Source organism: Actimicrobium sp. CCI2.3, assembly GCF_035019065.1.
Lineage (GTDB): Bacteria > Pseudomonadota > Gammaproteobacteria > Burkholderiales > Burkholderiaceae_D > Actimicrobium.
This window is the reverse complement of the sequence record NZ_JASJWR010000026.1, coordinates 24,553-50,066: the sequence shown is the minus strand read 5'-3', so window position 1 is coordinate 50,066 and position 25,514 is coordinate 24,553. Positions and strand designations below refer to the sequence as shown.

The following is a 25,514-nucleotide window of genomic DNA, read 5'->3' as shown; positions in this document are numbered from 1 at the left end:
ATTCAAGTGGATTTGATACGACCCATCAGCAAGCCAAAGTTTTTAGAGTGCTCGGAGATTTTTCCTGAAAACACATTGCTGTATTTTTTGTCGAATTGCTCTTGTAAAGCAGTACTTCCATGAGCGCCCCAGATTGCCCGGATATCTTGTTTCAGCGCCTGCATATCCTTGTCTGTCATGCCGTTTTTCTTCAAATGTTCAACCAGATCAGCGGGCGGTGATGCGCTCATCGACACCAGGGATCCTTTGTAATTCGGGTGCCCCGTGTTACCAGGCGGTGCCTGTGGCACCGGCGCTGCAGCTTCCGGCGCAGGCGGTGCCTGCGGCATCGGTGCTGCAGTTTTTGGCGGCGGTGCCTGCGGCATCGGTTCGGCAGGTTTTGGTGGCGTCTCCGATGTGAGTTTGATACGGCCCATCAGCAAACCGAATTTTTTAGGGTTCTCGGCGATTTTTTCTGAAAACACATTGCTGTATTTTTTATCGAATTGCTCTTGCAAAGCAGTACTTCCATGAGCGCCATAAATATCCCGGATATCTTGTTTCAGCGCCTGCATATCCTTGTCCGTCATGCCATTGTTTTTCAAATGCTCTACCAGACCAGTGGTCGATAATGCGCTGACTGATACCTTGGATCCTTTGTAATTCGGGTGTCCCGCGTTGTCTGGCGGCGCATGCGGCATCGGTGCGGCAGGTTTCGGCGGCGTCTGCGCTTTGCCCGGTTCAGGCTGCTCGCATGAATGTCCGCACCCGCTCTGATTTTGTTGCGGCGCGCTCGATTGATAGGGCTCGTCGGACGGTAAATCGCCGACGATGCCCGCAATGGAATTGAGCGCTTCGGTCAGCTGTGCGGCGATCTTGTTCGCAGCAAGCGTGATCCGTTGACGCAGCGGAGCGCTGTCTGCCGCCAACCGATGGAAGGCAGCACTGAGATTTTTCGGGGAATACTGGGCAGACAATGACTGAATTTTTTCAGCGATCTTATTGGCCGCAGGCCTGACCGAAAAGCCGGTGCCGCGGGCCTGAGCAGCCGCCTCCGTTTTGCCAAAGTCCGTGGGAACACGGCGGTGCTGAGAAACAGGAATTGTCATGATCGTCACTTCCCGGTGAGCTATCGTCGAATTGAGAATGAAGAGTGGATAGGTGATAAGTGCCATTCCTGGGGTCGCAGTTCCAGAAGACGGCCGATGGCATGCTGCATGAATTGGCGAAACAGGGCGAACCGCAGCGAACCAGATAGCCATGAAGAGCAATTCCCGGCACCGCGATGGTCTGTCGAGTGCCCAGAAAAAAAGCTCGCCGAGGCGAGCTTAATCTTGTGAAACGTCTTCAGCAAAATTTCATGATTACAAGGGTGCCTGAGGCACGCCATGCGTTTTTTCGGCCAGCACTTCCGGCTCGTCGGTTTCAATCTCGTTCGGATGGTCCAGCGTGTGGGTCAGTTTCGCCATGTCCACATCACCGGTCCACTTGGCAACGACGACCGTGGCGACGCCATTGCCGATCAGATTGGTCAGCGCCCGCGCTTCCGACATGAAGCGGTCAATGCCTAGGATCAGCGCGAGGCCCGCCACCGGCAAGCCACCGACGGCCGACAGCGTGGCCGCCAGCACGATGAACCCGCTGCCTGTAATACCCGCCGCGCCCTTCGATGTCAGCAGCAACACGGCCAGCAGCGTGATCTGTTGCATCAGCGACATCGGCGTATTGGTCGCTTGCGCAATGAAGACAGCAGCCATTGTCAGGTAGATCGACGTACCGTCCAGATTGAATGAATAACCGGTTGGTATCACCAGGCCGACAACCGATTTCTTGACGCCGAGGTTTTCCATCTTGACCATAATGCGCGGCAAGACCGATTCCGACGACGACGTGCCCAGCACGATGAACAGTTCTTCCTTGATGTACTTGATGAACTTCCAGATGCTAAAGCCAGTCGCCCGGGCGATCGAACCCAGCACCAGGAAAATGAAAATCAGGCAGGTACCGTAGAAAGTCCCCATCAGCATACCCAGCGACAGCAATGAGCCGACACCGTACTTGCCAATCGTGAAGGCCATCGCGCCGAACGCACCGATAGGCGCAAATTTCATGATCACGCCGACGATGCCGAACAGGACATGCGAGATTTTTTCGATGAAGTCAAACACCAGCGTGCCGCGACCACCGACCCGGTGCAGCGCAAAACCGAACAGGATGGAGAACATCAGCACCTGCAGGATTTCGCCCTTGGCGAAGGCGTCGACGACACTGGTCGGGATGATGTTGAGCAGGAAATCTGTCGTGCTCTGCAACTTGCCGGCACCCACATAGTTGGTGAGTCCCTTGGTATCGAGCGTGGTTGGATCAATATTCATGCCAACGCCAGGCTTGAACAGATTGACCATCACCAGACCGACGATCAGCGCAATCGAACTGACAACTTCAAAGTACAGCAGTGCGAGGCCACCCGTCTTGCCGACCTTCTTCATGTCTTCCATGCCGGCGATGCCGATGACGACGGTACAGAAAATAACCGGCGTGATGATCATCTTGATGAGCTTGATGAAACCATCACCAAACGGCTTCATGGCCGCGCCGGATTCAGGATAAAAATGGCCCAGCACGACGCCGATGACGATCGCGGTCAGAACCTGGGCATAGAGGGATTTGTATAACGGGGGACGGGTCAATGGGTACTCCGGTCAGGAAAAATCTGTAAAAAAAACATCGTCAAAATTGAGTGGCGAATTTTGGGCGTGGCGAATGATATTTGCAATAGCGGTTTTCCACAGTGAAAAACCTTCAGGGTAACCGCAGCAGCAGGCGCCGCATCGTCAAGGTCTTGGTGGCAATGAAGATTTCACGCATGAAAAAGAAATAGCTGACGATCAGTGACAGCATCGCCAGCACGAACAACACCGCGATGAATTTCCCGAAATTGAGTTCAAACGCATCTCCCATGAACAACGTCGCAATGACCAGACAAACCAGCAAAGCACACGCCGTGCTGAGCGTGATGGCGACGTTGATCAGGTGACCGCGCTGATACAGCACGTTGATTTCGGCGCTGTCGGCCACATCCACCACAGCGCCGGGCGCGATCCGTTCTTCGAGCACGCGTGAACGATCAATGATGCGCGAGAGCCGATTGGTCAGCACCACCAGATTGGTACCGACACCGGTCAGCAGGAAGACCGGTGCAATCGCCAGTTGAATAATGTGTCCGACATCGCCGAGCTGGATTTCCATGGTGTTTTCGATCAGGAAGAAAAAAGAAAAGCGGCCGGTCCGCACAACCGCAGACCAGCCAGCGCATTGCGCAGCAGCGTAGCCGTGAACGCGGGCAGCGTCAACGCCTGCTGCCGCAGAGTCAGTGCACGTCCTATACTGTGTGGCGCAGCACTGCCACGCCTCTTCAACAGCTAAAAAAGGATGACCTATGTTACTCAAGGACAAAGTTGCCGTGATCACCGGTTCCGCCAGCGGAATAGGCAAGGAAATTGCATTTGAATACGCGAAGGAAGGTGCGCGCGTCGTCATCGCCGATCTGATGCTCGACGCAGCCCAGGCCACCGCCGACGACATCATCAAGGCCGGTGGCCAGGCCATGGCCGTGGTCATGGATGTCACCAGCGAAGCGCAGGTCGATGACGGTATCGCGGCGGTCGTGAAAGCATGGGGCGGCGTTGACATACTCATCAGCAATGCCGGTATCCAGATCATCAGCCCGATCGTTGACCTGTCACTCGACAAGTGGAAAAAAATGCTGGCAATCCATCTCGATGGTGCCTTCCTGACCACCCGTGCCTGCATGCGTGCGATGATCGCCAGCGGCAATGGCGGCGCGATCATCTACATGGGATCAGTCCACTCGCATGAAGCGTCGCCGCTGAAAGCGCCTTATGTCAGCGCCAAGCACGGCCTGATCGGTCTGGCCAAAGTTGTTGCCAAGGAGGGTGCCAAGCACCGCATCCGCTCCAATGTCATCTGTCCCGGATTTGTGCGCACGCCTCTGGTCGATCGCCAGATTCCCGAGCAGGCCAAAGAACTCGGCATCAGCGAAGACGACGTGATCAAGAACGTCATGCTGAAAGACACCGTCGACGGCGAATTCACCACCACGGCCGATGTCGCCCGCACGGCGGTCTTTCTGGCCTCCTTTCCGACCAGCGCCCTGACCGGCCAGTCGGTCGTCGTCAGCCACGGCTGGTTCATGCAATAAATCCGCTGCGTTAAAGGTGTCCCCGCCACTGGAAAATCACAGGTGAGCGGCTGCAACGATGCGCACCTGCCACAAGATGGTGGATCTCTTCGTCATCGACAGGCACAGCAATAACGACTGTTGGTAATATCGCCGGATGTCGCCGGGTCAACCTGACCCGGCTGCCCTCCATCCACGATCCGACCACCCTCCATGCCATCGGCCGCTACTGATCTCCCTTTTTCCTCCCGCCGATTGCGCACGCGGCTCAAGACACTGCTTGATGACGTCCTCGTCCAGGGTACGTGGTTGCTGCCGATGCTGGCACTGGCAGCAACAATGCTGCTCGTCGTCGTCGTGCGCAATGAAGAATTGCGCATCGCCACGCTCGATACCGAGCAGCAGACACAACGCATGATGGCGCAATTGCAGCGCCATCTGGATAACCACATCCAGTTATTACGCAGCGCCGCCGCGATGCTCATGCTCGATCGCATAGTGCAACACCGGCACTGGACTTCCTACCTCGAACATTTGCAGCGGCTAGGCTTGCCGGCAGGCCTGCGCCAGCTCGGCTACGCGCAACATCTGCCTGCGACCGACAAGCTCGCACTTATTAACGCCATGCAGGCGGATGGTCAGTCCGATTACCGGATTTATCCGTTGCACAGTGGCCAATCGCTGACGCCGGTACTCTACGCCGCGCCAGAAAACGGCAACCCGATTACCCGCGCTGGCTATGACTTGATGTCGGATGACCTCCTCGTCCCTGCGTTGCAACACGCCACCGAAAGTGCATCACCAACCCTCGCAAAGTTGCCGGGACGGCCTGGCACGACGCCCCGATTCCTGCTCGTGTTGCCGGTTTTCCCCGGCAATATCGTGCCGGAAGCGGTACCGCAGCGTCGCGAAATGCTGATCGGTTTTGTCTTCACGGTCGTGCAGATCGATGCGGAATTGATGGGGCTGGAACCGGCCCGCACGGTGCCGGTCTCACTACGTTTATTCGACCAGCAAGCTTCGGGCCCTGGCGCGCTGCTGTACCAAAGTCCCGGAGAGCTGTTTGGCGCACGCCGGACACTGCGACCAGTCAGCCTGCATGGCCAGACCTGGACGCTGGAAACCGGCAGCGCCAGCGCGCCTGCGACGGCCTCGATCGGCGTCGCCATCACCGGCCTGTTACTGGCTGGCTGGCTCTGCTGGCTTACCTGGGAAGCATTACAGCGACGCGAAGCCATCCGTCAGCGTGCACGGGCGGACGCACAGGAAGCCTGGCAGTCCAAGCTGCAGATCGCCACACTGACCGCACTGAACCGGCAGGCCATCATCAGTATCGACCGCCAGCAGCGCATCATTGTTTTCAATGGTGCCGCCAGCCAGTTGTTCGGTACGGGCGAAGACAACCTGCTTGGCACGCCTTTGCGGGAACTATTGCCACATCGACTCAAGGGTGCCCGGCCAATCGCATCCCTCACGCACCATCCCGACGACGTTGCCGTATTCCGGCTGTCCGATCAGGAAGGTCAGCAGGCGCGACGCCGTAACGGCAGCCTCTTCGGGTTCGAGGCCACCATCTTCATGACCGGCCGTGGCCGCCGGCGCTGCACCACCATTTTATTGAACGAGCTGCCGTCGAACCGCACCAGCGACGACATGCTGACTGACTGGCACAAACACCTGAAGCAGGAAGTGCATGATGATTTCGGACAGTTGCTGACCTCCATGAAAATGGACCTGGACTTGCTGCGAGCGCAACTGGCCGACGCACCGGGTGCCAGCCAGCCAGCGACACTGGAACACCTCGACCGTATCGATGAACTGGTCGATGCGATGGTCGGTTCGGTACGACGCATTCTGGCTGATCCCGCATCGGAACAGGCTGACGAACATGGATTATTCAAGGCACTGGCCTTGCTGGTCGATGGTCACGCCAAGCGCTACCGGATCGCCTGCCATCTTGATTTGCCGGCCTGTCCGCCGCTGGTCGGGACAACGCTGACCAACCAGGTATACCGGATCGTCCAGGAGGCCCTCAACAATATTGCCAAGCATGCAAAAGCCAGCGCAATCACGATCCACATCGATGCCCCGTCTGACCAATTACTGGTGGCAATTTCCGATAATGGATGCGGCTTCGTCCCGCAACAGCAGGCCGGCTCCAAAACATTCGGACTGACCGGCATGCGCGAACGGGTGGAAGCACTGGGCGGCACGCTGACCATCGAGACCGAAATCGATTGCGGCACCACGATCAGGATCAGGCTACCGCTGAATGCATCGACTACCGTCTGACACGGCGCTTCGGCCCCCGTGCAGCACGCCACTGGCAATCACACCGTTGCTCTCAGACCGCCACTCGGTTCAGCACAGGCCCGAGACGACATAGCGCTGGACAGCGACGCAGAATTCAACTTGATCTTGAGGTTCATCAATCACACGAAATTAATTTGAGATAGCTTGTTGCGAGGTAAAAAAACCTGATTACTCGCTACCGTGCCGTGTGATTTTTTACGGCTACCGCATCCGAAACACCTGAGAAGCAAGGTGCCCCTCCCAACCAGACCGACTCACATCAGAGATCGAAACACACCATGCTTTACACAGCACATTACGGCTCGCATAGTCAGGACAACCCGGTCGAACCCAGTGGCATTGGTTGCCGCATCAGCATGACCGCCAAACTGGATCCGGCACTTGACAGCATGACCCGACAGCCATTCCTGTTACGCCAGGTCTGCCGATGATCCGTCTCCTGATTGCTGATGATCACACCATCATGCGCGAAGGTCTCAAGCGCATCCTTGAAGGTGCCGATGATATTGAAGTCGTCGGTGAAGCGATCGATGGTTTTGAAGTTCTCGCCCAGGTGCGCAAAGGCGGTTTCGACCTGCTGATGCTGGACCTGTCGATGCCGGGACGCAGCGGCGTCGAACTGATCCGCCAGATCAAGGACGAGGCTCCGCGGCTGCCGATTCTGATCCTCACGATGCATGAAGAAGAGCAATATGCGATCCGCGCCATACGCGCCGGTGCACGCGGCTACCTGACCAAAGAAAGTGCTGGAATGCAATTGCTCAGCGCGATCCGCAAGGTCGCATCTGGCCGCCCTTACATCAGCAACGAAGTAGCAGAACAGCTTGCCATGGATGCCATGCCATCCGATGACGACTATCCCCACAAAAAATTATCCGATCGCGAATTCGAGGTATTCAGCCTGCTCGTCAGTGGCAAGACGATTACCGAAATCGCCGACATACTGCATCTGAGTGCCAAGACTGTCAGCACACACAAGACCCGCATCCTGCACAAGATGGCAATGAACTCACTGGCCGAACTGGTGCAGTACGCCGTGGCGTGCCGATTGCTGAAGCCTTTCAAGATGTAGCAGTCGGTGGTTGTCGATTGAACCGGATTGAACCGGATTGAACCCGCTTGATCCCGATTGAATCCGACACCTCACCTTTATTGCCAGTTTGCGCGGAACTACCCGCCGTATTGAGCGACCCATCCCCAGCGGAAAATCAGGAACCCATCCCTGCTGAAAATCAGGTCGTCGCGAATGACGTCGCCACGACCTGATTCGTTAAAGCAGTAGGAAAACGCCTACAGCAAGCAACCAAACCCTACGTTCCTATTCAGCCCCTACCGATAGTATTTAACCATTCCAGTTGCCATAATTTCAACTCGTAAACAGGGATCAACAATAAAAATCCGGCCATTTCAGTCGCAGTAACCGGAGTCACAACAAGCGGGAAAAGCAAACTTGCAAGACAGGATGTTGACGTTCCATTCGTTTCGGCCGAACCGCACGGAACGTCGTCGGGATGGTGAAAGGACAGGGCAAAAAAGGAGCAGAAATCGCACAAACGCGGAGAGAAGTACGGGCCACAGCACTCTCCTGACAACGCTATTCGATAACGCCCACGCAAGTGATGCGTAAGAGCAAGTGATGGCACGAGCTTACGAAATCGACAGGAAGCGGCATCGCAGTAGTCGCCCGATAAAAAAGAAAAGCCGGTACCAGCGATTGAGGTCCGGCAGTCACTTTTCAAACGCCACTGAAAAGCGTCGAGTCGCATGGTTTTGGAGATTTCTTCCATGAAAGCAGGTGCGGCTCAAGTGATTTTCGATGCCGCCTCCTGTCCGCACGACAACGAATGCGCCATGTCAATTGGCCGCATCAATGAAGTTTGCTTATTAAGGAATAGGAGTCATTTATGCTAACAACGCCACTATGTGCCATCAGAGCGGAATCTACCCCGACCGTGCCAAGCGCAGCATCGATTGAAACGGGATGGCAGCGTCAGGGCAAGCTCTGGTCTAACCTGAAGGAATTGTGCGATGTCCTGCGTATCCCTCCAACTTCCGCTTCATTGATCGCCGACGAAGAAGTGCTCTTCCAGCATGTTCAGTTCAAGACGGGTCAGCGCATTCACACGATTGGCCAGTCTTTCGATGCGCTCTACATCGTCCATTCCGGTTTTCTGAAAACCGTGCTGATCGATGAATACGGCAATGAACAAGTACTGAGTTTCCCGATGAAAGGCGATCTTTTCGGTGTCGATGGGATTCACACGCGACGTTACGCCTCCGAGGCAGTCGCTTTGTCCAACTGTGACTTGATCTTGCTGCCATTCAAGAAGCTCACCGCACTGGGACGCACCCATCTCGAGTTCGAGCACGCCATTTACAGCGTCATGAGTCGCGAACTGGTGCGGGAGCAAGCAATGATCAGCATGCTTGGTGCGCTCAGTGCCGAAGCGCGGGTCGCGCGCTTCCTGGTATCGCTATCGGATCGCTATGCCGAAATGGGATATTCGAGCAAATTATTCAACCTGCGGATGACGCGCCATGAAATCGGCAGCTATCTGGGCCTGACACTTGAAACCGTCAGCAGAACATTGTCAGCCTTCAACGAAATCGGACTGATTACCGTCGATCAGCGCTCGATCGGGATCAAGGATGCCGATGCGTTAAAAACCTTGCGACGCCTTCCCCCCCTCCAGCGCCCGTGCCAAACAGGTCGCTTCCCGAAAGGCACGTCAGCAACCGCACGACGACTCGCCACCACGCGGAACGTGTAACGGAGCGATCACCGCACAGATGTGAGGTGACGTGTGCACGGTGACTTCTTGATGCGTGCGGTTTGGCTGACGCCTGCTGACTACTGACTTCTGCCTTTTGCTGAAGTCTAATTAGTTGCCTTCCCACCAATCAGCAAATATTAACGAAGAGCCCCATAACGATTTTATTCTGCTGATCCACCACGCTGGCAATGACCGGCATCCTGCCCCTGGCAAGCCGGCAAGCGGACAAGCAACCAACCCGCAACCGGCGAACGACAGTTACGCCGTTGGTGGGACGTGCATTGCCGCCGTGTCAGCTCACTGACTCCGGTAATTCCGGCGACGTGCCGGTTCTGATGACATCAGCTGCCGGGCGACGGTCAACGCAGGCAGGCGAAGGCGAACAAACCTCGACGAAACCCGACGAACCTCACTATCTCCAGCGATGCCACCTGTCGGCGCAACACCGCAGCGACGAAGGCCACCCAACGCGGATTGACCGCGACCAGCAGGAATTCGACGAGCAAGCCATCGTGCCTCCATATTGCGCCGAACAACGTTGGCAACGTCGGTACCGCGCATCGCCGGCAATCGCACCCTTTACCGAAACGGCTCATCCCGCATTTTTCGACGTTCATGACACCGAACCGGCAGTCCGTCGCATTGGCATGGCGGCCACATCGGCTTTTTCCTACAGTGTGTTCATCGCAACGACACTTTGGAAGGACGCCAAATGAAACAGCTCCGCACTTTGCCCATTCTCATCCTGCTCGCCACCATGGTAGCCAGCGCCAGTTATGCGGCAGATCCGGCCCGTATTGCACCGGTGAGGCACACGACCAATGTCATCGTGTTGCCGCAAGTCGTCATCGTCGGCAAGCGTCTTGTCCCCATAGAAAAAAATCGTCTGGCACAAACCCGCCAGCACGAACGCGCCGTCCAGCCAAGCGCCATCACTGATGACAAAAGCTGATTCAACATTGCCTCATCGACACGCATTTATGCCATGACGCGCCAGTGGTCGTTACACTGAGCGCTAACGCTGTCGCCGACCTGATTGCCTAACTCTCCGGCCCACACCATGAACCAGAACTCCGTATCAACATTCAAGCAATTCCTGGCAACCGTTCCTGACAGCCTGGCACGCGCATTCGATGCCACCGCAACCTGGGTGACGCAGCTATCGTGGTGGAAGTTTTTCCTGTTCGCGATGCTGGTACTGGCGGCTGGTGCCATCACCCAGGAAACCTTGTTTACCTCAAGCAGCAATGGAGTCAGCTCCAGGCATGCCCCCTCCGGCAAACCCGCCAGCGGACATTCAAAACTGGTCAATAACGGCAACGCCGACATCACGATCGACGCGACCGGTATCCATATCCATGAAAACAAACCGGCAGACGCCACCACGCCTGCTGACGGCAACGTCGATATCACCTTGCCGCCCGGCGTCAGCCAGCAAGTCCAGGAAGTGATCGCCGACGCGGTCGATGATGCCGCGACGCAGAAAGCGGAAACCTGGCGCGAAACCTCGTCCGACTGGTTCATGAATTTCGTCCTCTTGCTGGTCCTGGGCCTGTTCGGAACAAAAGCGCTGATGGGTGGCAAAAAGCGCGCCGAAGCCCAGGCCGCCGTCGCCACCGCCGCTGCCGAACACGAAGCGATGCAGCGGCAGGTCAGCGAGGCGCGCATGCAGATGATGCAAGCGCAAGTCGAACCGCACTTTCTGTTCAATACGCTGGCCTCGGTCGAACATCTGATCGAGACCGATCCGCCACGCGCCGCGCGCATGCAGCACAGCCTGATCCAGTACTTGCGCGCCGTCCTGCCGCAGATCCGCGACAGCGCAACGGTGACCAACCTTGGTCGGGAAGCCGATATGGTCAGCGCCTATCTGGACTTGCTGAAAATGCGCATGGAAGAACGTCTGAGCGTCGAGTGCCACATCACCGAAGGCCTGCGCAGCGCCGCGTTCCCGCCGATGATGCTGCAATCCCTGGTGGAAAACGCGATCAAGCACGGGCTGGAAAACAAACCGGAAGGCGGCACATTGCGCATCCTGGCCGAAGTCGCCCACAACAGGTTGCGGGTCTCGGTCGTCGATACCGGATTGGGTTTTGGCGCTGTTGCCAGCCATGGCACGGGTCTCGGCTTGCAAAACATCCGCGAGCGGCTCGCGCTCATGCATGGCAATGATGCCCAGCTACTCATCACGCCCAACCCGGGCGGTGGCGTCATCGCTACCATTGAAGTTCCCTACACCCTCGCCCGCTAACGCGCCCACCCCATGCCTACCGCTCTCATTGCCGACGATGAACGCCTGATGCGCGACCAACTGCGCTTGCGCCTGGCGCAAGTCTGGCCGGAACTCGACATCGTTGCCGAAGCCCGCAACGGCGACGAAGCCATCGCCCTGACCGCCGAACATCGCCCTGACTTCGTGTTCCTTGATATCCGCATGCCCGGCAAGAGCGGCCTGGATGCCGCACAAGCCATTGGCAGCGCCAGCCACATCGTCTTCGTGACCGCTTACGACCAGTATGCAATCGATGCCTTCGAGCGCGGTGCCATCGATTACCTGCTGAAACCGGCCGAACAGGAGCGCCTGCGCCTGACCGTAGCCAGACTGAAAGCCCGGCTGGCGTTACCGCCGGCACCGCTAGGCGACATGCTGACCCAGCTGGCACAGCAACTGGGACTGGCCGCCAAACCCGCTTATCTGCAATGGATACAGGCATCAGTCGGCCAGGAACTGCGGCTCATTGCGGTGTCCGAAGTCCTGTTTTTCCAGTCCGACGACAAATACACCCGGGTCCAGACCATGCGCGTCGAAGCACTGATTCGCAAGCCGGTACGCGAACTGGTGGCGGAACTTGACCCGGCCCGGTTCTGGCAAATTCACCGTTCGACACTGGTCAATGCCGATGCCATCGACGGCGTCACCCGCGATCTGCGCGGACGTCAACTGGTACTGATCAAGGGGAGAACCGACAAGCTGGAAGTCAGCCGCAGTTTTGTTCATCTGTTCAAGCAAATGTAGCCACAGGTGCGTGGTAAGGTATGTTCGATGGTGTCATGATGACACCAAAACTGACTACAACCTCCCTGCGAGAGACCTCCGGACATGCGTTTTCTGGGCCTGATTACCACCCTTCCTGCCCGCACCGCGCTGAGTATCAGCCTGCTGATCCTGGTCATCACGCTGATCGGCATCACGTTGATGCCATCAGGTCATACCGGGCCACTTAGTGACGGGTACGGGAGCAGCATCGGACAAACCATCCTGGTTGCCGCGCTGATCATGTCGACGTTTTTCGGTGTGCTGGCCTGGCGCACCATCCACCGACAACTGGCCCCGTTGCAGCAGTTGCGCTCGCGAGTACGCCATCCGGATAGCCCCCATTCAGGCGACGTCATCGCTGACCTGACCAGCGCAATCGAGCTGCTGCTGCAGGAACAGCAGGCGTTGCGCCAGAACGATCAGAGCAGTCAGCAACGCTTGCGTCTGATCGCCGACAACATCCCGGCACTTGTCGCCTATGTGGATGCCGACTGCAAGGTGGTCTTTGCCAACCGCCGGTACGAGACCGCCTATGGCGTCGCGGCTGGACAGGTCAACAATATGGCCGCTGCCGACTTGCTCGGTCCGGATGTCTATGCCCAGAGCGAACCGTACATGCGCGACGTACTGAGCGGCAAACCGGCCATCTTTGAACGGCTCGTCACCCATACCGGAGCAGTGCGCTGGGAACGTGTCAGCTACATGCCCGAACTGGCAGCCGATGACCGTGTCACCGGTTTCATTGCGCTGGCCGAAGACATTACCGAACTCAAGCGCGCGCAACATACGTTCGCCCGCAGCGAAATGCGCTTGCGCATGATCACCGACAACATGCCGGCGCTGATCGCTTACATCGATCACGAGCAGCATTACCGCTTCTGCAATGCCTATTACGAAACCATCCTCAATCTGGCCCCGGAAAAAGTCCTCGGCCTGACCGTCCGCGAAGTCACCGGCGAAGCCGGCTACAACGCCATCACCGGCCATATCACCCGGGTTCTGCAGGGCGAGCGGGTCCGGTTTGAACAACAGTCCGATCTTCTTGGTGGCCGTTACTTCCTGCATGACTACCTGCCCGATGTCGATGCCAGCGGCGCGGTCATCGGCTTCTATTCCATGGTGCTCGACATCACCGAACGCAAGCTGGCCGAACTGCATCAGCGTGCCAGCGAAACCCTGCTGCGCCATGTCACCGACAGCTTGCCGGCGCTGGTCAGCTACATCGACCACGACGAGCGCTACCAGTTCAACAACCTGCCACACGAAAAATGGTTTGACCGGCCTCTGGCACAAATCACCGGCCAGCGCGTCGCTGATCTGTTGACGGCGGACGAATACGCCCAGCACAAGAAGTATTACGATCAGGCCCGCGCAGGCAAGGTCGCGCGCTTTGAATTCGAGGCGCGCCAGAATGGCAGCCAGCGTTATTACCAGGCCGCCTACTTGCCGCAGTTCGACGAGCAGCAGCACCTGTCCGGCGTGTGCGGCATGATCAACGACATCACCACGCTCAAGCTGGTCGAAAACCAGTTGCGGGTACTGGCCCGTCACGACACGCTGACCGGTCTGCCCAACCGCAACCAGTTCGACGAGAAACTCGCCGAAGCAATGGCCCGCAGTCGGCGCAGCGGTCATGCGATGGCGCTGATGTTTCTTGACATCGACCACTTCAAGGCGATCAACGACACGCTCGGCCATCACAGCGGCGACGAAGTGTTGTGCGAATTTGCACGCCGCTTGCTGCACTCGGTACGACAGACCGATACCGTCTCGCGCCTGGCTGGCGATGAATTCGTCATCATCCTCGAAGGGCCGCAACTGTCGACGGAAAGCGCCAAGGTCGCGACCAAAATCATCACTGCGATGAGCACCGATTTCGACGTGCTGGGCGTGCCGCGCCAGGTCAGCACCAGTATCGGCATCGCGGTTGGCAAGGTCGATGACAACGACGGCAGTGTCCTGTTGCGACGTGCCGACGAAGCCTTGTACGCGGCCAAGGCCGCCGGCCGCAATACCTTCCGTAGTGCGCCGTGAGCATCGCCAGTGCAAGATGATACGCACAGGCATCCTGCTCGATGACGAACTGAATGCCCTCCTCCACACTGCACGGCCGAACTCAATCCGGTCCATGCCACCCTCTTGAAACCGACAACACCATGATGCAACGCACTGATGCCCTTACGCTCGACCAGCACGATTTGCTGGCACCGCTGCGCGACCAGTTCGCTCTGCCCGATGGCGTGATCTATCTCGATGGGAATTCACTGGGTGCACGCCCGAAGGCCGCACTGGCACGGGCGCAACAAGTGATCGAGCAAGAATGGGGGCACGATCTGATCCGCAGCTGGAATCAGTCCGGCTGGTTTGATCTGCCTTCGCGTCTTGGTGACTTGCTGGCACCGCTGATCGGTGCGGCTGCCGGCGACATCGTCGTCACCGACACCACCTCGCTGAACCTGTTCAAGGCACTGGCCGGTGCGCTGCAACGGCAGGCCAGTGCATCGACCAGTGCGGCGCGGCGCATCATTGTCAGCGAACGCAGCAATTTCCCCACCGACCTGTACATGGCCGAGGGTCTGGCGCGCTGGCTAGCGCGCGGCTACCAGTTGCGACTGGTCGACTCGCCCGACGAGCTCGCCGCTGCCATCGACAGCGACACCGCCATCGTCATGCTGACCCACGTGAACTACCGCAGCGGCCGTCTGCTCGACATGGCTGCCATCAACCAGATGGCCCATGCCCACGGTGCGCTGACCGTCTGGGATCTGGCCCATTCGGCCGGTGCCTTGCCGATCGATCTGCAAGGCGACGATGCCGATTACGCCGTCGGCTGTACCTACAAATACCTCAATGGCGGACCCGGCGCACCGGCCTTCATCTGGGTCGCACCGCGGCATCAGGCCAGCTTTGATCACCCGCTGTCGGGCTGGTGGGGCCATGCGGCACCATTCGCGATGGACCCTGCCTTCGTGCCCGCGACCGGCATCCGCCGCGCACTGTGTGGCACCCAGCCGGTGGTGTCGCTGGCGCTGGTCGAATGCGGGCTGGCGCTGTTTGGCCACACCTCGATGGCGGCGCTGCGCGCCAAGTCGCTAGCCCTGACCGACCTGTTCATCACGCTGGTCGAACAGCGCTGCGCCGCGCATCCGCTGCAACTGGCCACGCCACGTCCCCATGCGCAACGCGGCAGCCATGTCAGCTTCACCCATCCGCACGGCTATCCGGTCATGCAAGCGCTGATCGCCCGCGGCGTCATCGGCGACTACCGCGAACCGCACATCCTGCGCTTTGGTTTCACGCCGCTCTACACACGTTTCGTCGATGTCTGGGATGCGGTCGATACGCTGGCGCACATCCTCGATCAGCAGGACTACGACCTCGACGGCGAACGCGCGCTGGTGACCTGATACGTCATCGGGGCATTCGGTGCAATGCCCTGCGGTTATTGCACCAAGCGCCCTGACCACCATCGCCAATACCGTCAAGCAGAACGATCCAGTTCCTGCCACGGCGAGTCAACATCATCAATCGCGAATTTCACCTGCTCTCCTTCCAGCCAAGGCAAGCTCGAATTCCAAATCTGCCATCCGCCGTCAGTGCGACTGCCGTACGAAATCTCAATATCAAGCAAGCTGCGTTGCTGCTCCAAAGGCAACGCCTCCAACAACTGCGCCAGCGTCATCCCCGCACTCAACCCCGATGGCCAGGCACAACGCCGATCGCGCACCCGCATCACCTGCTCGCCCGCCACCAGCAGCAATTGCAGACGATCCTGATCATGACCGCAGCGATATACCGAACTCTCACCCTGCGACCCGGGCACGGCAATCCAGTGCTCGAGATACGAACCATGCACACCCGTCTCGATCAGGCATGCAGGCGTAAACACCATCACACCCGCATCGGCCGTCAGGCCCGGTGGCTGCACATCAACCCGCCGATGCCACGCACAGATTTCCTGTCCGGACGTGACCGTGACTTCGGTGATGCCGGCAAATCCCTGCTGCGAACCCAGCCACGCGAGCTGCTCCGCATCACACGCATCCAGACTGCCCACTCCCGAAAAATCCGGCCGGCCAGCGGCAATGCGCAAGTCGGCATGCCAGCGCCCGGTCTGCATCCAGAACACCGTCGTCGTCGTGTCGTGCACACCCGGTGCCTCAAGCAAAGTACGCTGCCATACTCCACGGTATCGATCAGGTACCAGTGCACTGTCTGGCGGCATCACACGCAAGCCTGCGGAAACGCCGGCAAGCGTCGGTAAAACGCGAAGTCATGGTTCGGCCAGATCTGCGCGCCTTCACTGGCACCGAGTTGCTTGAGCTTGCGGATGCTGTCAATGGCCTGCGCATAATTGCCTTGCCAGCAGCCACCGGGCGCGACTTCGTCGTCGAGATTTTCCGTCAGGTCGGCGGCGTCCCCGGCCAGCAGTACCGGCGCTCCTGTGGGCAAGGTGATCCACATCGACATGTGGCCGGCGGTGTGCCCGGGCGTGCTGATGGCGCGCACGCCGTCGCACAGATCGTATTCACCGTCAGTGATTTTTAGCGGGCCGTGACCAACGAAATCATCGGCGAAACACGCCACGTCCTGACCGGTCATTGCGGCAGCCAGTTCGTCCTTCTGGACATGCACGTCGGCACCACACCCGCAACGCCGCAGTTCACCGAGTCCGCCGGCATGATCGAAATGCAGGTGCCCGAGAAACACCACATCAATATCCGCCGCCGACAACCCGAGCCGCGCGAGGTAGGACGGAATACGCTGTTCTTCGGTCATGACCGGTGCGCCGAATGAAAAGGTCTGCGGGTTGTAGTACTGCGCGCAGAGCGCCGGATCATTGATCTTGCTGTGGTCGCACCCTACGTCATACAGGATGCGGCCGTTACTGGTTTCGATCAGGTACGCGAGGATGGGCGCATCAATCATTTGGCCGGCACCGCGACCGTGTGTCGAGATCGTCTTGTCGTAGCGATGCGTTGCCGTCAGCAGCGGCCAGAGCTTGTTGACCCGCGTCATGCCGACTCCCCGGATGGCGACATGAACTCGCTGCGCACGGCGGCGGCGATACGGTTGGCCACATCGTCTGCCATCAGCTTGCCCTTGTCGGCGCTGGCACCGCGTGCCGACGACAGCACCCCCGAACTCGGCACCCAGTGGGTGTGCGTCGGATACATGTCGTACGGCGGGAAGTCAGCCGGCGGCTCGTCGGGCAATGTATCGAGGTGTACCAGGGCCGGAAAATAATGCAGCATCATTGAGGTTTCCATCACCGCCGCATGTTCGAGCGCGAAGCCGGGGAAGCCATCGGGGAAGACACCGGCCAGCGTTGCCTCGGTCAGGAAATCCCAGTATTCGAGTCGCATGATGTTCATCGGTGACGCCGGGCCTAGCCGACGGCGCGCCAGATCAATCCCCTCGATCAAAAACCATTGGTTCTCGTAATGCCCCGACATGACGACAACGTTGCGCACGCCATGCCGGCCCAGTTCGGACAGGATGTCGCACGTGATCGCCGACAGCGTGCTGCCATCAAGACTGGTGGTACCGGGAAAATGCTGGCCGCCGCCGCATTTCGGTTGCGACTTGTAGCCGTAATTGATGGTCGGCGCGACGATACCGCCGACCTGCTCTGCGACGCTGCGCGCAACCGCCGCTGCCAGTAACGCATCGGTGCCCAGCGGCAGGTGCGGCCCGTGCTGCTCCAGCGCACCCACCGGCAAGAACACCACCGCATGCGGATCGCGCAGGCGTTCTTCGTAGGCGACCCAGCTCAGGTGATCCATTTGTGAGGTAGGCATGTGTGATTTTCTCCAGGTCTGTTGAGGTGCATATTCCCATCCAATTCGCCACTTCTGTCAGAGCATCAGCGCTCCGCCATTCGGACTGAGCACTTGACCGTAGTAAAAGCGCGCAAAGTCACTCGCCAGGAAAACCGCTGTCGCGGCGATCTCCTCCGGCCCGGCAGCTCGGCCAGCCGGGATCGCCAGCTCCTTGATGCGCCACGCGGGACTGAGCTGGTCCAGCGACAGCATCGCCGTATCGGTCGGTCCGGGTGCGATGCCGTTGACGCGGATCGCCGGTGCGAATTCGCGTGCCAGCGATTTGGTCAGGCCGACCACGCCGGCTTTGGCCGCGCAGTACGCACTGAATTCGGCGCGACCCAGATAAGCCAGTTCGGAAGCGACATTGATGATGCAGCCGCAGCCGCGCGGCTGCATGCTACGCAGTACCGCCTGACTGCACAGGAAGACCGACTTCAGATCGACCGCAATGACGCGATCCCACTCGTTTTCGGTGAGTTCAAGAAAAGGCTTTTCGAGCAGGATGCCGGCATTGTTGACGAGGATGTCAATCGGCCCAAGTTGCGCCTCGACCTGCGCGACCATGTGCTGCACGGCGGTGGCATCGGTGACGTCGGCATCGAAGGCGCGTGCGCCGTCGCCGAGAGCATCGAGCAAGCCCGCGATCAACCCGGACTGGCCAAAATGATTCAATGCGACGCGTGCGCCGCTGGCCGACAGCGCCTCGGCGATGGCCCGACCAATGCCGGTTGCGCTACCCGTGACCAGCGCCACCTTGCCGGCAAGATCGATCTTCATACGGCGGTCAGGAATGACACGCCCGCCGCGCCCAGAAAGCCATCGGCGCGGCCGTTCACGCCGACCGGCAAGACCTGTCCGCAATCGTCGGCCAGAATACGTCGCACGCGGTTCACATGAAAACTGCGCAGCAACAACGGCACCGGAATGACTTGCGCATAGCGCACGTCGTAGAGTTCGCGATGCAGTTGCGGCAGCCGGTGCCACGGCGCGATCGGCTTGTCGTGATGCGCATTGTGATAGCCGAAATTGAGCCAGATGAGATTGAGCAAGCGGTTGTCGAGGCCGACGATATTGCTGAAGGTATTGGCTTGCTCGTAAGCCTTGTCGCGCAGTTTGTCGTTCGGCACCGGCGTATCGCCGAGGATCGGATAGGCATCGTAGGTGTGCTGGAAGCAGTCACCGAAACGCAGCACGATGACAAACAGCAGATAGGCGGCCGCATACAGTACTAGCGCACTGGGCGAGACCCAGCCCAGCGCAATGAAGGCCGCAGCACGCACGGCAAAAATCGCCAGCACACGGACGCGCGCCTTGCTGTTTTTTTCCGCACCCTGACGAAACGGCAGCGCCATCACAAAGCCGCGCACCAGGAATTCGACTGCCGGAAAATGTAGCCATTCGAGTGTCAGGATCAGTCCGCGTACCGGCACCGGTGCTGCCAGCAAATAAGCTTTGACGTCGAAGGTGACCACATCGGCCCGCTCGACATGGTGGCGCATGTGCTTGCGACGCAAGTTGTCGAAGCGCGCATAGCAGGCACCATTGATCCAGCTCATGCCGGTGCCCCAGCGCATGTTGGTGCTGGCGACCTTGAAGATGGTCAGGTGCGCGAATTCATGAATAAAGTACGCCGACCAGATCAGTGTCTGTGTAGTCAGCAGGAAACCAACGGCTTTCAGGAACCAGCCAGGTTGCGTCAGTAACAGGATGCCCAGCGGATAACCGAGCAACGTGAACGACAATGCAGCGGTGTTGGGTAATACACCGTCCGGATAACGAAAAATCATGGAGTACTCCTTAATGGATGGATACCCGCAGGAAGGTGCCGAGCCGGGCCATCGACCCGGCACGCCACCTCTTGCGGTGCAGGCTTATTTCGCCTGCAGGCCGGTCACAAATTGCGCATCCATCGTCGCCTCCGTGGCCGGGATCTTGTCGATCTGGGCTTTGGCTTTCAGGATGCCGCCGATGATCTCTGCACTGGCGAAGTAGGAGGTGGTCTCCTTGGCTTTGATGAACGCTTTCGGCATTTCATTGAGCGGGATGTTGTAGACGCCCGGCAGCTGTTCCTTGACTTCCTTGGCCGACACGCCCATGAATTTGCCGATGATCTTGGCAGACTCGTCCGGTTTGGCCTTCATGTAGGCCATGCCTTCGAGGTAGGCTTTCATGATGCCGGTGATGTCTTTCGGGCTGGCCTTGATGAACTTGTCATCAAACACGAGTACGTCAGCGATCAGTCCGGGCGCATTTTTCGACGAGTAGACAACATGGTATTTCTTGCCGCCGCCCTGCTTGAGGATTTGCGACAGGCTAGGCTCGTAGGTCACGCCAATCGGCATCTGACCCGACACCATCGCGGCCGGCACGGACTCCGGCGTCATGTTGACCGGCGTGATGTCGTTGATGCTCAGGCCATTGCTGGTCAGCGCGTACGACAGCAGGAAGTCCGATGGCGAGAGCGGATTGAAGCCGACTTTCTTGCCCTTGAAATCGCTGACTTTGGTGACGGCCATCGAAGCGACAATCGCATCGCCGCCGTTTGAATAGTCGATCGGCATCACGACTTTTTGCGGCATGCCCTTGGCGACCTGACCGATCACCTGATCGTACGTCATCATCGCGCCTTGTACCGATCCGCCGGCCAGTGCCGCCGGGATCAGTGCCGGGTCGGAGAACACTTGCAGTTTCACCGACAGGCCTTGCTTCTTGTACAGATCAAGCGCTTCGGCAATATAGAACGGGCCATAGCCGATCCACACGACGGTGGCGACATTGAGCGTGGCCGGCGCGGCAAAAGACAGGCTGGAGGCAGCGGCAAGTACGGCCGCGACGGCCACCTTGCGCAGCAGGAAGGGAGCGACGGGAACAGCAAACGAGAACAGAGTACGGGTCGCAAAACGCATGAAAGACTCCTGGTCGGTGGATGGGCGTACGGAGAGAACGATGTTCCAATGTTCTCCCGGGCTTTTATCCCTCCGTGGAGCCGTGTCACGTCGACATGGCCGGAGCGCTCTCGGACCAGACACCGTTGCCATTGATGGCAAGGCCGGAACCCTAGCACTCCTGAGTCAGGTGACCTGCCATCGTTGTCGATGGCAACTCGCTCTTCCCGCAAGTCAACTACAGCAAGAGTAGTGCCAGCCAAAAACCGGCAATCCATGCCAGATTGACGCGATTTTCACACCGTAATGACGCATCCAGCCGGCGCAGCATGGACTAACGCCCTGTTATCGACCGTTGCCTGCACTGTCATGTCATGTTGGGCTTGTCCCGGCAAGCGTGTCACGGGCACGCTCGCATTAGTCTAAATTTCCAACCGTTGCGCCGTAAAGCCAGGCGTAGTGGATTGACTGGCTCGCCGCATCATTCTTTGTGCCTGATACGACAATTGCGTGCCAACACTGCGAAATTGTCTTGCCTTAAACAGAGGAACCAGCAAGTACTTGCCATTTTTGATTTTCAGATCGTCATCCACCTCATTTTGATTGATTATTTTCTGATGGTCTTTTTTAATACGCAATACTTGAGGGTATAAATCCGCTGCATTTGCCGTAATGGTTTTTTCCAGCACCGCGATTTCATGACGTTTGCCATTGACTAATAATTCTTTTTCCACAATCGATTTATTGATCGCTACGAATTCATGCTCAGTCCTTGCAATTTCCTTATTAATTTCTTCACGATGAGTCAGCCGAATTTTCGTCGCATCACTCAACTTTCTGATAAAAAATAATCTTGCCTTTGCTCCTGTTTGTTTTTTGCAACCAAGATTGGTAATCAATTCCTGCCTGTCAAACAACATTTCCAGTTCGTCACGTTCTTTACGCCTGGATTGAAGATTACTTTTTATATCCTTGCAATCATTTCCAAGCTGCTGCAAAGTCTGCACAGTGATTTTGTTCTTTTTTTTCATCACGTCCAGAAGAGCGATCTGGTCATCATGGTCGATTATTTTTAATTTTGTTTTCACAAAATTCTTACACTGCATTTCACTCAGCGACCCCAATGATTGACATCCATTTTCGCGCGAATTCTGCGACAAACTATTATTCGCACTATTACTGCATGCAATAGAAATGGAAGTGCAATCCGATATGGAACTTGAATCAGACCGACCACCATGACGAGTCAGCAGTAGCTCCGGCACAATACTCACGATAGGTTTTGTCACAACATACTTTAATTTCATCACACACATCCAATATAAATTAACATACTGTCGCCAGTATAAAATATCCATTTTTTGCTAAACATATCACAAGGCAGTATTCGTTTTTATAATCACCCTGCTATTTAAAAAAATAATAGCAATCAACCCTGCAACACCCAGTGAGACAAATAATCAAATGTTGATTATCTTCAAAACTGCAGATGAGTAACGCAAGAACACTGACAGTTCCGTAAAAATAAAAGATTACCTTGACGTGGTGAACGGCAAAGCCAATGGTTCAGACGCGTCTACACTTCAATTCGCCGGTAAAAATCCTCCGTTTGAACTTCTGAACCCGCCGCACTTGCTTCGCACCATTTCTTTTTAATTCTTCGTGCCTGATAGGCTAATTGCGCACCAAAACTCCGAAATTGACCTGTCCTTAACAGCGGCATCAATAAATACTTTCCATTCTTGATTTTTGGATGAGTAAAAATCGGGCTTTGACCAGTCAACTTTTTATTTTCTTTTTCAAGATGTCGCACTTGCACATACAACCTGGCTGCGGTTGATTGTAGATTTTTTTCCAATAAAACTATTTCGTCTTTCTTGGCACTAATAAATGCGACATTTTCTGTAACTGCGTTACTTTTGAAGAGTAACTTTTTTTCAGTTCTGGCGACATCCTTATTGATTGCCTGACGCGATTCCACCAGTACTTGATCGACTTCATCCAATCTTCTGATAAAAAGCAATCTTGCTTTTACCAATGCGCCATTTCTGCTGTCAAGATCAGCAATCAATACCTGCCTGTCGAACAGTTTTTCTGCTTTAGAACGTTTTTGACGAATATCTTCCAGTTTATTTTTTTCTTTTCCATAGTTATTTCTGAGATTTTTCTGTTGATTCTCGGCGTTTTTTCTCTCACTTTTTAGCGGTTCAAGACGCGCCATATTGTCGTGGTGATCAAAAATTTCAGATTGTTTTTTTGAGATCACCCTTTTCATATTTTTTTCGATCGCCGAACGGGATGCTGGATGCACATGGTGCCGGTTATTTCCAGGCACTACCACATTCGTATTTGCACCAGAATCAAGGCTTGAACTTGAGTTTGATTTTGAGCTTTCATCAGACTCCTCCTCAATACTAGGCATGCGCTCAACTGGTCGAGGATTACTATTTTTCCTCTTTACACTACCCTCAAATTTCATTGTAAATCTCCAGCAAAAATGATCGACAGGCTTACTGAGTAGCGAAAAAGGACAGGTAGTTCCAAATAAAATTGGACGAGAGATGGATGCATCGACGCGCCAGGACGACAAAGTCCTGCCAGCGCACGGCCGACCGGCGCACCTCCCTGCGAAGCGAGGCGCTACCAGTCGACCGGAACCGGCTGGTCAGACGCCGAGGTAGGCCAGCCAGCCGCCGTGGCGGCTGATGTCTTGGGCTCCGGCGATGGCGTGACCCTCGCAAACAAAGCCCTTGATCCAGCGTCCGTCGGCCAGTTCCAGCGAGCCGATCGCCAGCGGTGCCGGTACATCGGCGACAAATTCGCCGAAGCGACGCAGCGGCAGTTCCCACACTTCAATCGCGATGGCAACACCCTCAGCGCAACGCTGCAGGCCTGGCTTTGGCGGTGTCGTGTCGGGCAACGCATAGAGCCGGTAGTGCGCCGCCGTCTGCGTGCTGGCCATCTTGCGGGCACCGCGTTCGGTCAGTTGCCAGTTCAGCGGTTGGCCCTGCAAATGCGCGCCGACCACGGCCAGTTGCACCGTCGGTTCGTTGAACGGCAAAGGCGTGACCGGTTGTACCGACGCCTGCGGCAGCAATCGTTGCGCCGCTGATGCCAGCAACTGGTCAGACCCGCACGGTCCGACCAGCGTGATGCCGGCCGGCAAACCATCAGCACGGGAAGTGGCGGGCACTGACAATGCCGCCATATCGAAAAAATTGACGAAGTTGGTGTAATAGCCAAGCTCGGAATTACGCAGCACCGGCTCGCTTGCGAGATCGGCCAGCGTGGGCATCGTCGGCGTGGTCGGCAGCAACAGGAAGTCGTAGGGCGCGAGTGCGGTTTCGGCAGTCCGGCGCAGTTCGGCCAGGCGGTACTGGCCATTGAACGCATCGACGGCGCTGTAATTGGCACCCTGACCGATGATGCCGGCGACGACGGGGTTCATTTGCTCCTTGTGCTCCGTAAAAAAGTCACCAACAGCAGCGAGCCGTTCGGCCACCCACGGTCCGTAGTACAGCAACGCCGCCGCTTCCTTGAACGGCGTGTAATCAACCGTACCGAACGTGCAACCGGGCAGTGCGCGCAATTGCGCCAGCGTCGCTGCGAAAGCCTGCTCGGCAGCGGCATCACCAAAAAATTCCAGCACGGACGGCAGCGCGATGCGTAATCCGCGCTGTCGAATGCCGGTCATCGGCACCGCGCGCGAATAGCTGTCTTCGGCATCAAAACCGGCCGCCACCTGCGTGACTTGCCATGCATCGGCTACCGTTCGAGCAAAAATCGATACGCAATCGAGCGTGCGGCACGCCGGGAATACGCCGCGGGTACTGAGCAAACCGCGGCTGGGCTTGAGGCCGACGATCCCGTTCAACCCTGCAGGAACACGGCCCGAACCGGCGGTGTCCGTTCCCAATGAAAAACCAACCAATCCCAGCGCAACTGCCACTGCCGAGCCCGAACTGGAGCCACCCGACACATACGCCGGATCGATCGCATTGCGCACCGCGCCGTACGGCGAACGGGTACCGACCAGGCCGGTGGCAAACTGGTCGAGATTGGTCTTGCCAATTAATAGCGCACCGGCGGCTTGCAGTTTCTCGACCACGGTGGCCGAGCGCTGCGGCGTGAAACTGAATTCGGTGCAGCCTGCGGTGGTCGGCAACCCCAGCGCGTCGATGTTGTCCTTGATCGCAAATGGCACGCCAAACAGCGGCATGCGCGCGAGTACTGACGCGCCTTCTTCCTGCAACAGACGGTCCAGCGCCTGGGCCTGCATCAGCAAGGCGTCGTCGGCAATCCGTGCAATCCAGATTTCAGGCCGTTCGACCTCTTTGATACGGGCCAGTACCTGCCTGATGCACTGGCTAGGCAGCAGGGACTGTGCGGCATACGCCGTGTGCAGATCAGCCAGCGTCATGGCAGGAAGATGGTCGTTGGTGGTCATGGTATCTCTCGCAAATTCGGTAAAAAAATGGTCCGGTGCCGGGTAACGCACAC

At 57.4% G+C, this 25,514-nt stretch carries 23 protein-coding genes, 1 pseudogene and 1 riboswitch; of the genes and pseudogenes, 11 read left to right on the top strand and 13 right to left on the bottom strand.

The genetic code is table 11. The features are described 5' to 3' along the window. Nucleotides 1–2: 2 nt before the first annotated feature. The 3 genes from QN370_RS14925 to QN370_RS14915 form a co-directional block, all read right to left on the bottom strand. Nucleotides 3–1,154: a hypothetical protein gene (locus QN370_RS14925; protein WP_322126644.1), complete on the bottom strand. Its 1,152-nt coding sequence runs from the start codon at nt 1,152–1,154 to the stop codon at nt 3–5. 189 nt (nt 1,155–1,343) lie between these two features. Then, a complete protein-coding gene (locus QN370_RS14920) occupies nt 1,344–2,669 on the bottom strand; it encodes a dicarboxylate/amino acid:cation symporter (RefSeq protein WP_322126643.1) in 1,326 nt (441 codons plus the stop codon). 112 nt (nt 2,670–2,781) lie between these two features. Further along, nucleotides 2,782–3,228 carry a DUF2721 domain-containing protein gene (locus QN370_RS14915; RefSeq protein ID WP_322126642.1) on the bottom strand — a complete coding sequence of 149 codons (447 nt, stop codon included), beginning with the start codon at nt 3,226–3,228 and terminating at the stop codon, nt 2,782–2,784. A gap of 190 nt (nt 3,229–3,418) precedes the next feature. Here QN370_RS14915 and QN370_RS14910 point away from each other — a divergent pair, with 190 nt between their 5' ends. The 4 genes from QN370_RS14910 to QN370_RS14895 all read left to right on the top strand — a co-directional run bounded on the left by QN370_RS14910 (nt 3,419) and on the right by QN370_RS14895 (nt 7,565). Next, the gene (locus QN370_RS14910) at nt 3,419–4,201 is read left to right on the top strand and encodes a 3-hydroxybutyrate dehydrogenase (protein WP_322126641.1); all 783 of its coding nucleotides are present in this window, start codon (nt 3,419–3,421) and stop codon (nt 4,199–4,201) included. Between the two features lie 192 nt (nt 4,202–4,393). Further along, entirely contained in the window at nt 4,394–6,472 is a 2,079-nt protein-coding gene (locus QN370_RS14905) for a CHASE domain-containing protein (protein ID WP_322126640.1), read from the top strand. A gap of 299 nt (nt 6,473–6,771) precedes the next feature. Next, a complete protein-coding gene (locus QN370_RS14900; protein ID WP_322126639.1) occupies nt 6,772–6,924 on the top strand; it encodes a hypothetical protein in 153 nt (50 codons plus the stop codon). Then, complete coding sequence (locus tag QN370_RS14895; RefSeq protein ID WP_322126638.1) at nt 6,921–7,565, top strand: response regulator transcription factor; 645 nt, start codon at nt 6,921–6,923, stop codon at nt 7,563–7,565. The genes QN370_RS14900 and QN370_RS14895 overlap by 4 nt, the downstream gene beginning before the upstream one ends. Nucleotides 7,566–7,815: 250 nt before the next feature. Here QN370_RS14895 and QN370_RS14890 read toward each other — a convergent pair whose 3' ends face one another. Next, nucleotides 7,816–8,280: a hypothetical protein gene (locus QN370_RS14890; RefSeq protein ID WP_322126637.1), complete on the bottom strand. Its 465-nt coding sequence runs from the start codon at nt 8,278–8,280 to the stop codon at nt 7,816–7,818. Between the two features lie 183 nt (nt 8,281–8,463). Here QN370_RS14890 and QN370_RS14885 point away from each other — a divergent pair. The 7 genes and pseudogenes from QN370_RS14885 to kynU all read left to right on the top strand — a co-directional run bounded on the left by QN370_RS14885 (nt 8,464) and on the right by kynU (nt 15,711). After that, nucleotides 8,464–9,289 (top strand): annotated as a pseudogene (locus tag QN370_RS14885) (Crp/Fnr family transcriptional regulator). Nucleotides 9,290–9,455: 166 nt separating this feature from the next. Beyond that, a complete protein-coding gene (locus tag QN370_RS14880) occupies nt 9,456–9,983 on the top strand; it encodes a hypothetical protein (protein WP_322126636.1) in 528 nt (175 codons plus the stop codon). Next, nucleotides 9,980–10,219, top strand: a complete 240-nt coding sequence (locus QN370_RS14875; protein ID WP_322126635.1) for a hypothetical protein — start codon at nt 9,980–9,982, stop codon at nt 10,217–10,219. Before QN370_RS14880 ends, QN370_RS14875 begins: the two co-directional genes overlap by 4 nt. 108 nt (nt 10,220–10,327) lie before the next feature. Next, nucleotides 10,328–11,518, top strand: coding sequence for a sensor histidine kinase (locus QN370_RS14870; protein WP_322126634.1), 1,191 nt, complete (start codon nt 10,328–10,330; stop codon nt 11,516–11,518). Nucleotides 11,519–11,530: 12 nt separating this feature from the next. After that, nucleotides 11,531–12,283: a LytTR family DNA-binding domain-containing protein gene (locus QN370_RS14865; RefSeq protein WP_322126633.1), complete on the top strand. Its 753-nt coding sequence runs from the start codon at nt 11,531–11,533 to the stop codon at nt 12,281–12,283. Between the two features lie 84 nt (nt 12,284–12,367). Beyond that, nucleotides 12,368–14,338, top strand: a complete 1,971-nt coding sequence (locus QN370_RS14860) for a GGDEF domain-containing protein (RefSeq protein WP_322126632.1) — start codon at nt 12,368–12,370, stop codon at nt 14,336–14,338. Between the two features lie 122 nt (nt 14,339–14,460). Continuing rightward, a complete protein-coding gene (gene kynU / locus QN370_RS14855; protein ID WP_322126631.1) occupies nt 14,461–15,711 on the top strand; it encodes a kynureninase in 1,251 nt (416 codons plus the stop codon). A 74-nt stretch (nt 15,712–15,785) separates the two neighbouring features. On the opposite strand, the gene QN370_RS14850 is transcribed toward kynU, so the two are convergent. The 9 genes from QN370_RS14850 to atzF form a co-directional block, all read right to left on the bottom strand. Next, nucleotides 15,786–16,529 (bottom strand): hypothetical protein, encoded by a 744-nt coding sequence (locus QN370_RS14850; RefSeq protein WP_322126630.1) that lies wholly within the window; start codon nt 16,527–16,529, stop codon nt 15,786–15,788. Beyond that, nucleotides 16,529–17,323: an N-acyl homoserine lactonase family protein gene (locus tag QN370_RS14845; protein WP_322126629.1), complete on the bottom strand. Its 795-nt coding sequence runs from the start codon at nt 17,321–17,323 to the stop codon at nt 16,529–16,531. The genes QN370_RS14850 and QN370_RS14845 overlap by 1 nt, the downstream gene beginning before the upstream one ends. Further along, entirely contained in the window at nt 17,320–18,105 is a 786-nt protein-coding gene (locus QN370_RS14840; protein ID WP_322126628.1) for a creatininase, read from the bottom strand. Before QN370_RS14840 ends, QN370_RS14845 begins: the two co-directional genes overlap by 4 nt. Before the next feature lie 57 nt (nt 18,106–18,162). Continuing rightward, on the bottom strand, nt 18,163–18,906 hold the full coding sequence (locus QN370_RS14835; protein WP_322126627.1) for a 3-oxoacyl-ACP reductase family protein: 744 nt from the start codon (nt 18,904–18,906) through the stop codon (nt 18,163–18,165). After that, nucleotides 18,903–19,916, bottom strand: coding sequence for a fatty acid desaturase (locus QN370_RS14830; protein ID WP_322126626.1), 1,014 nt, complete (start codon nt 19,914–19,916; stop codon nt 18,903–18,905). Before QN370_RS14830 ends, QN370_RS14835 begins: the two co-directional genes overlap by 4 nt. A gap of 84 nt (nt 19,917–20,000) precedes the next feature. Beyond that, nucleotides 20,001–21,035, bottom strand: a complete 1,035-nt coding sequence (locus tag QN370_RS14825) for an ABC transporter substrate-binding protein (RefSeq protein WP_322126625.1) — start codon at nt 21,033–21,035, stop codon at nt 20,001–20,003. Between the two features lie 51 nt (nt 21,036–21,086). Further along, a riboswitch (guanidine-I (ykkC/yxkD leader) is annotated at nt 21,087–21,201 on the bottom strand. A gap of 235 nt (nt 21,202–21,436) precedes the next feature. After that, nucleotides 21,437–22,321: a hypothetical protein gene (locus QN370_RS14820; RefSeq protein ID WP_322126624.1), complete on the bottom strand. Its 885-nt coding sequence runs from the start codon at nt 22,319–22,321 to the stop codon at nt 21,437–21,439. A gap of 269 nt (nt 22,322–22,590) precedes the next feature. Continuing rightward, entirely contained in the window at nt 22,591–23,493 is a 903-nt protein-coding gene (locus tag QN370_RS14815; RefSeq protein WP_322126623.1) for a hypothetical protein, read from the bottom strand. Between the two features lie 186 nt (nt 23,494–23,679). Then, nucleotides 23,680–25,461 (bottom strand): allophanate hydrolase, encoded by a 1,782-nt coding sequence (gene atzF / locus QN370_RS14810; RefSeq protein ID WP_322126622.1) that lies wholly within the window; start codon nt 25,459–25,461, stop codon nt 23,680–23,682. Nucleotides 25,462–25,514 lie beyond the last annotated feature (53 nt).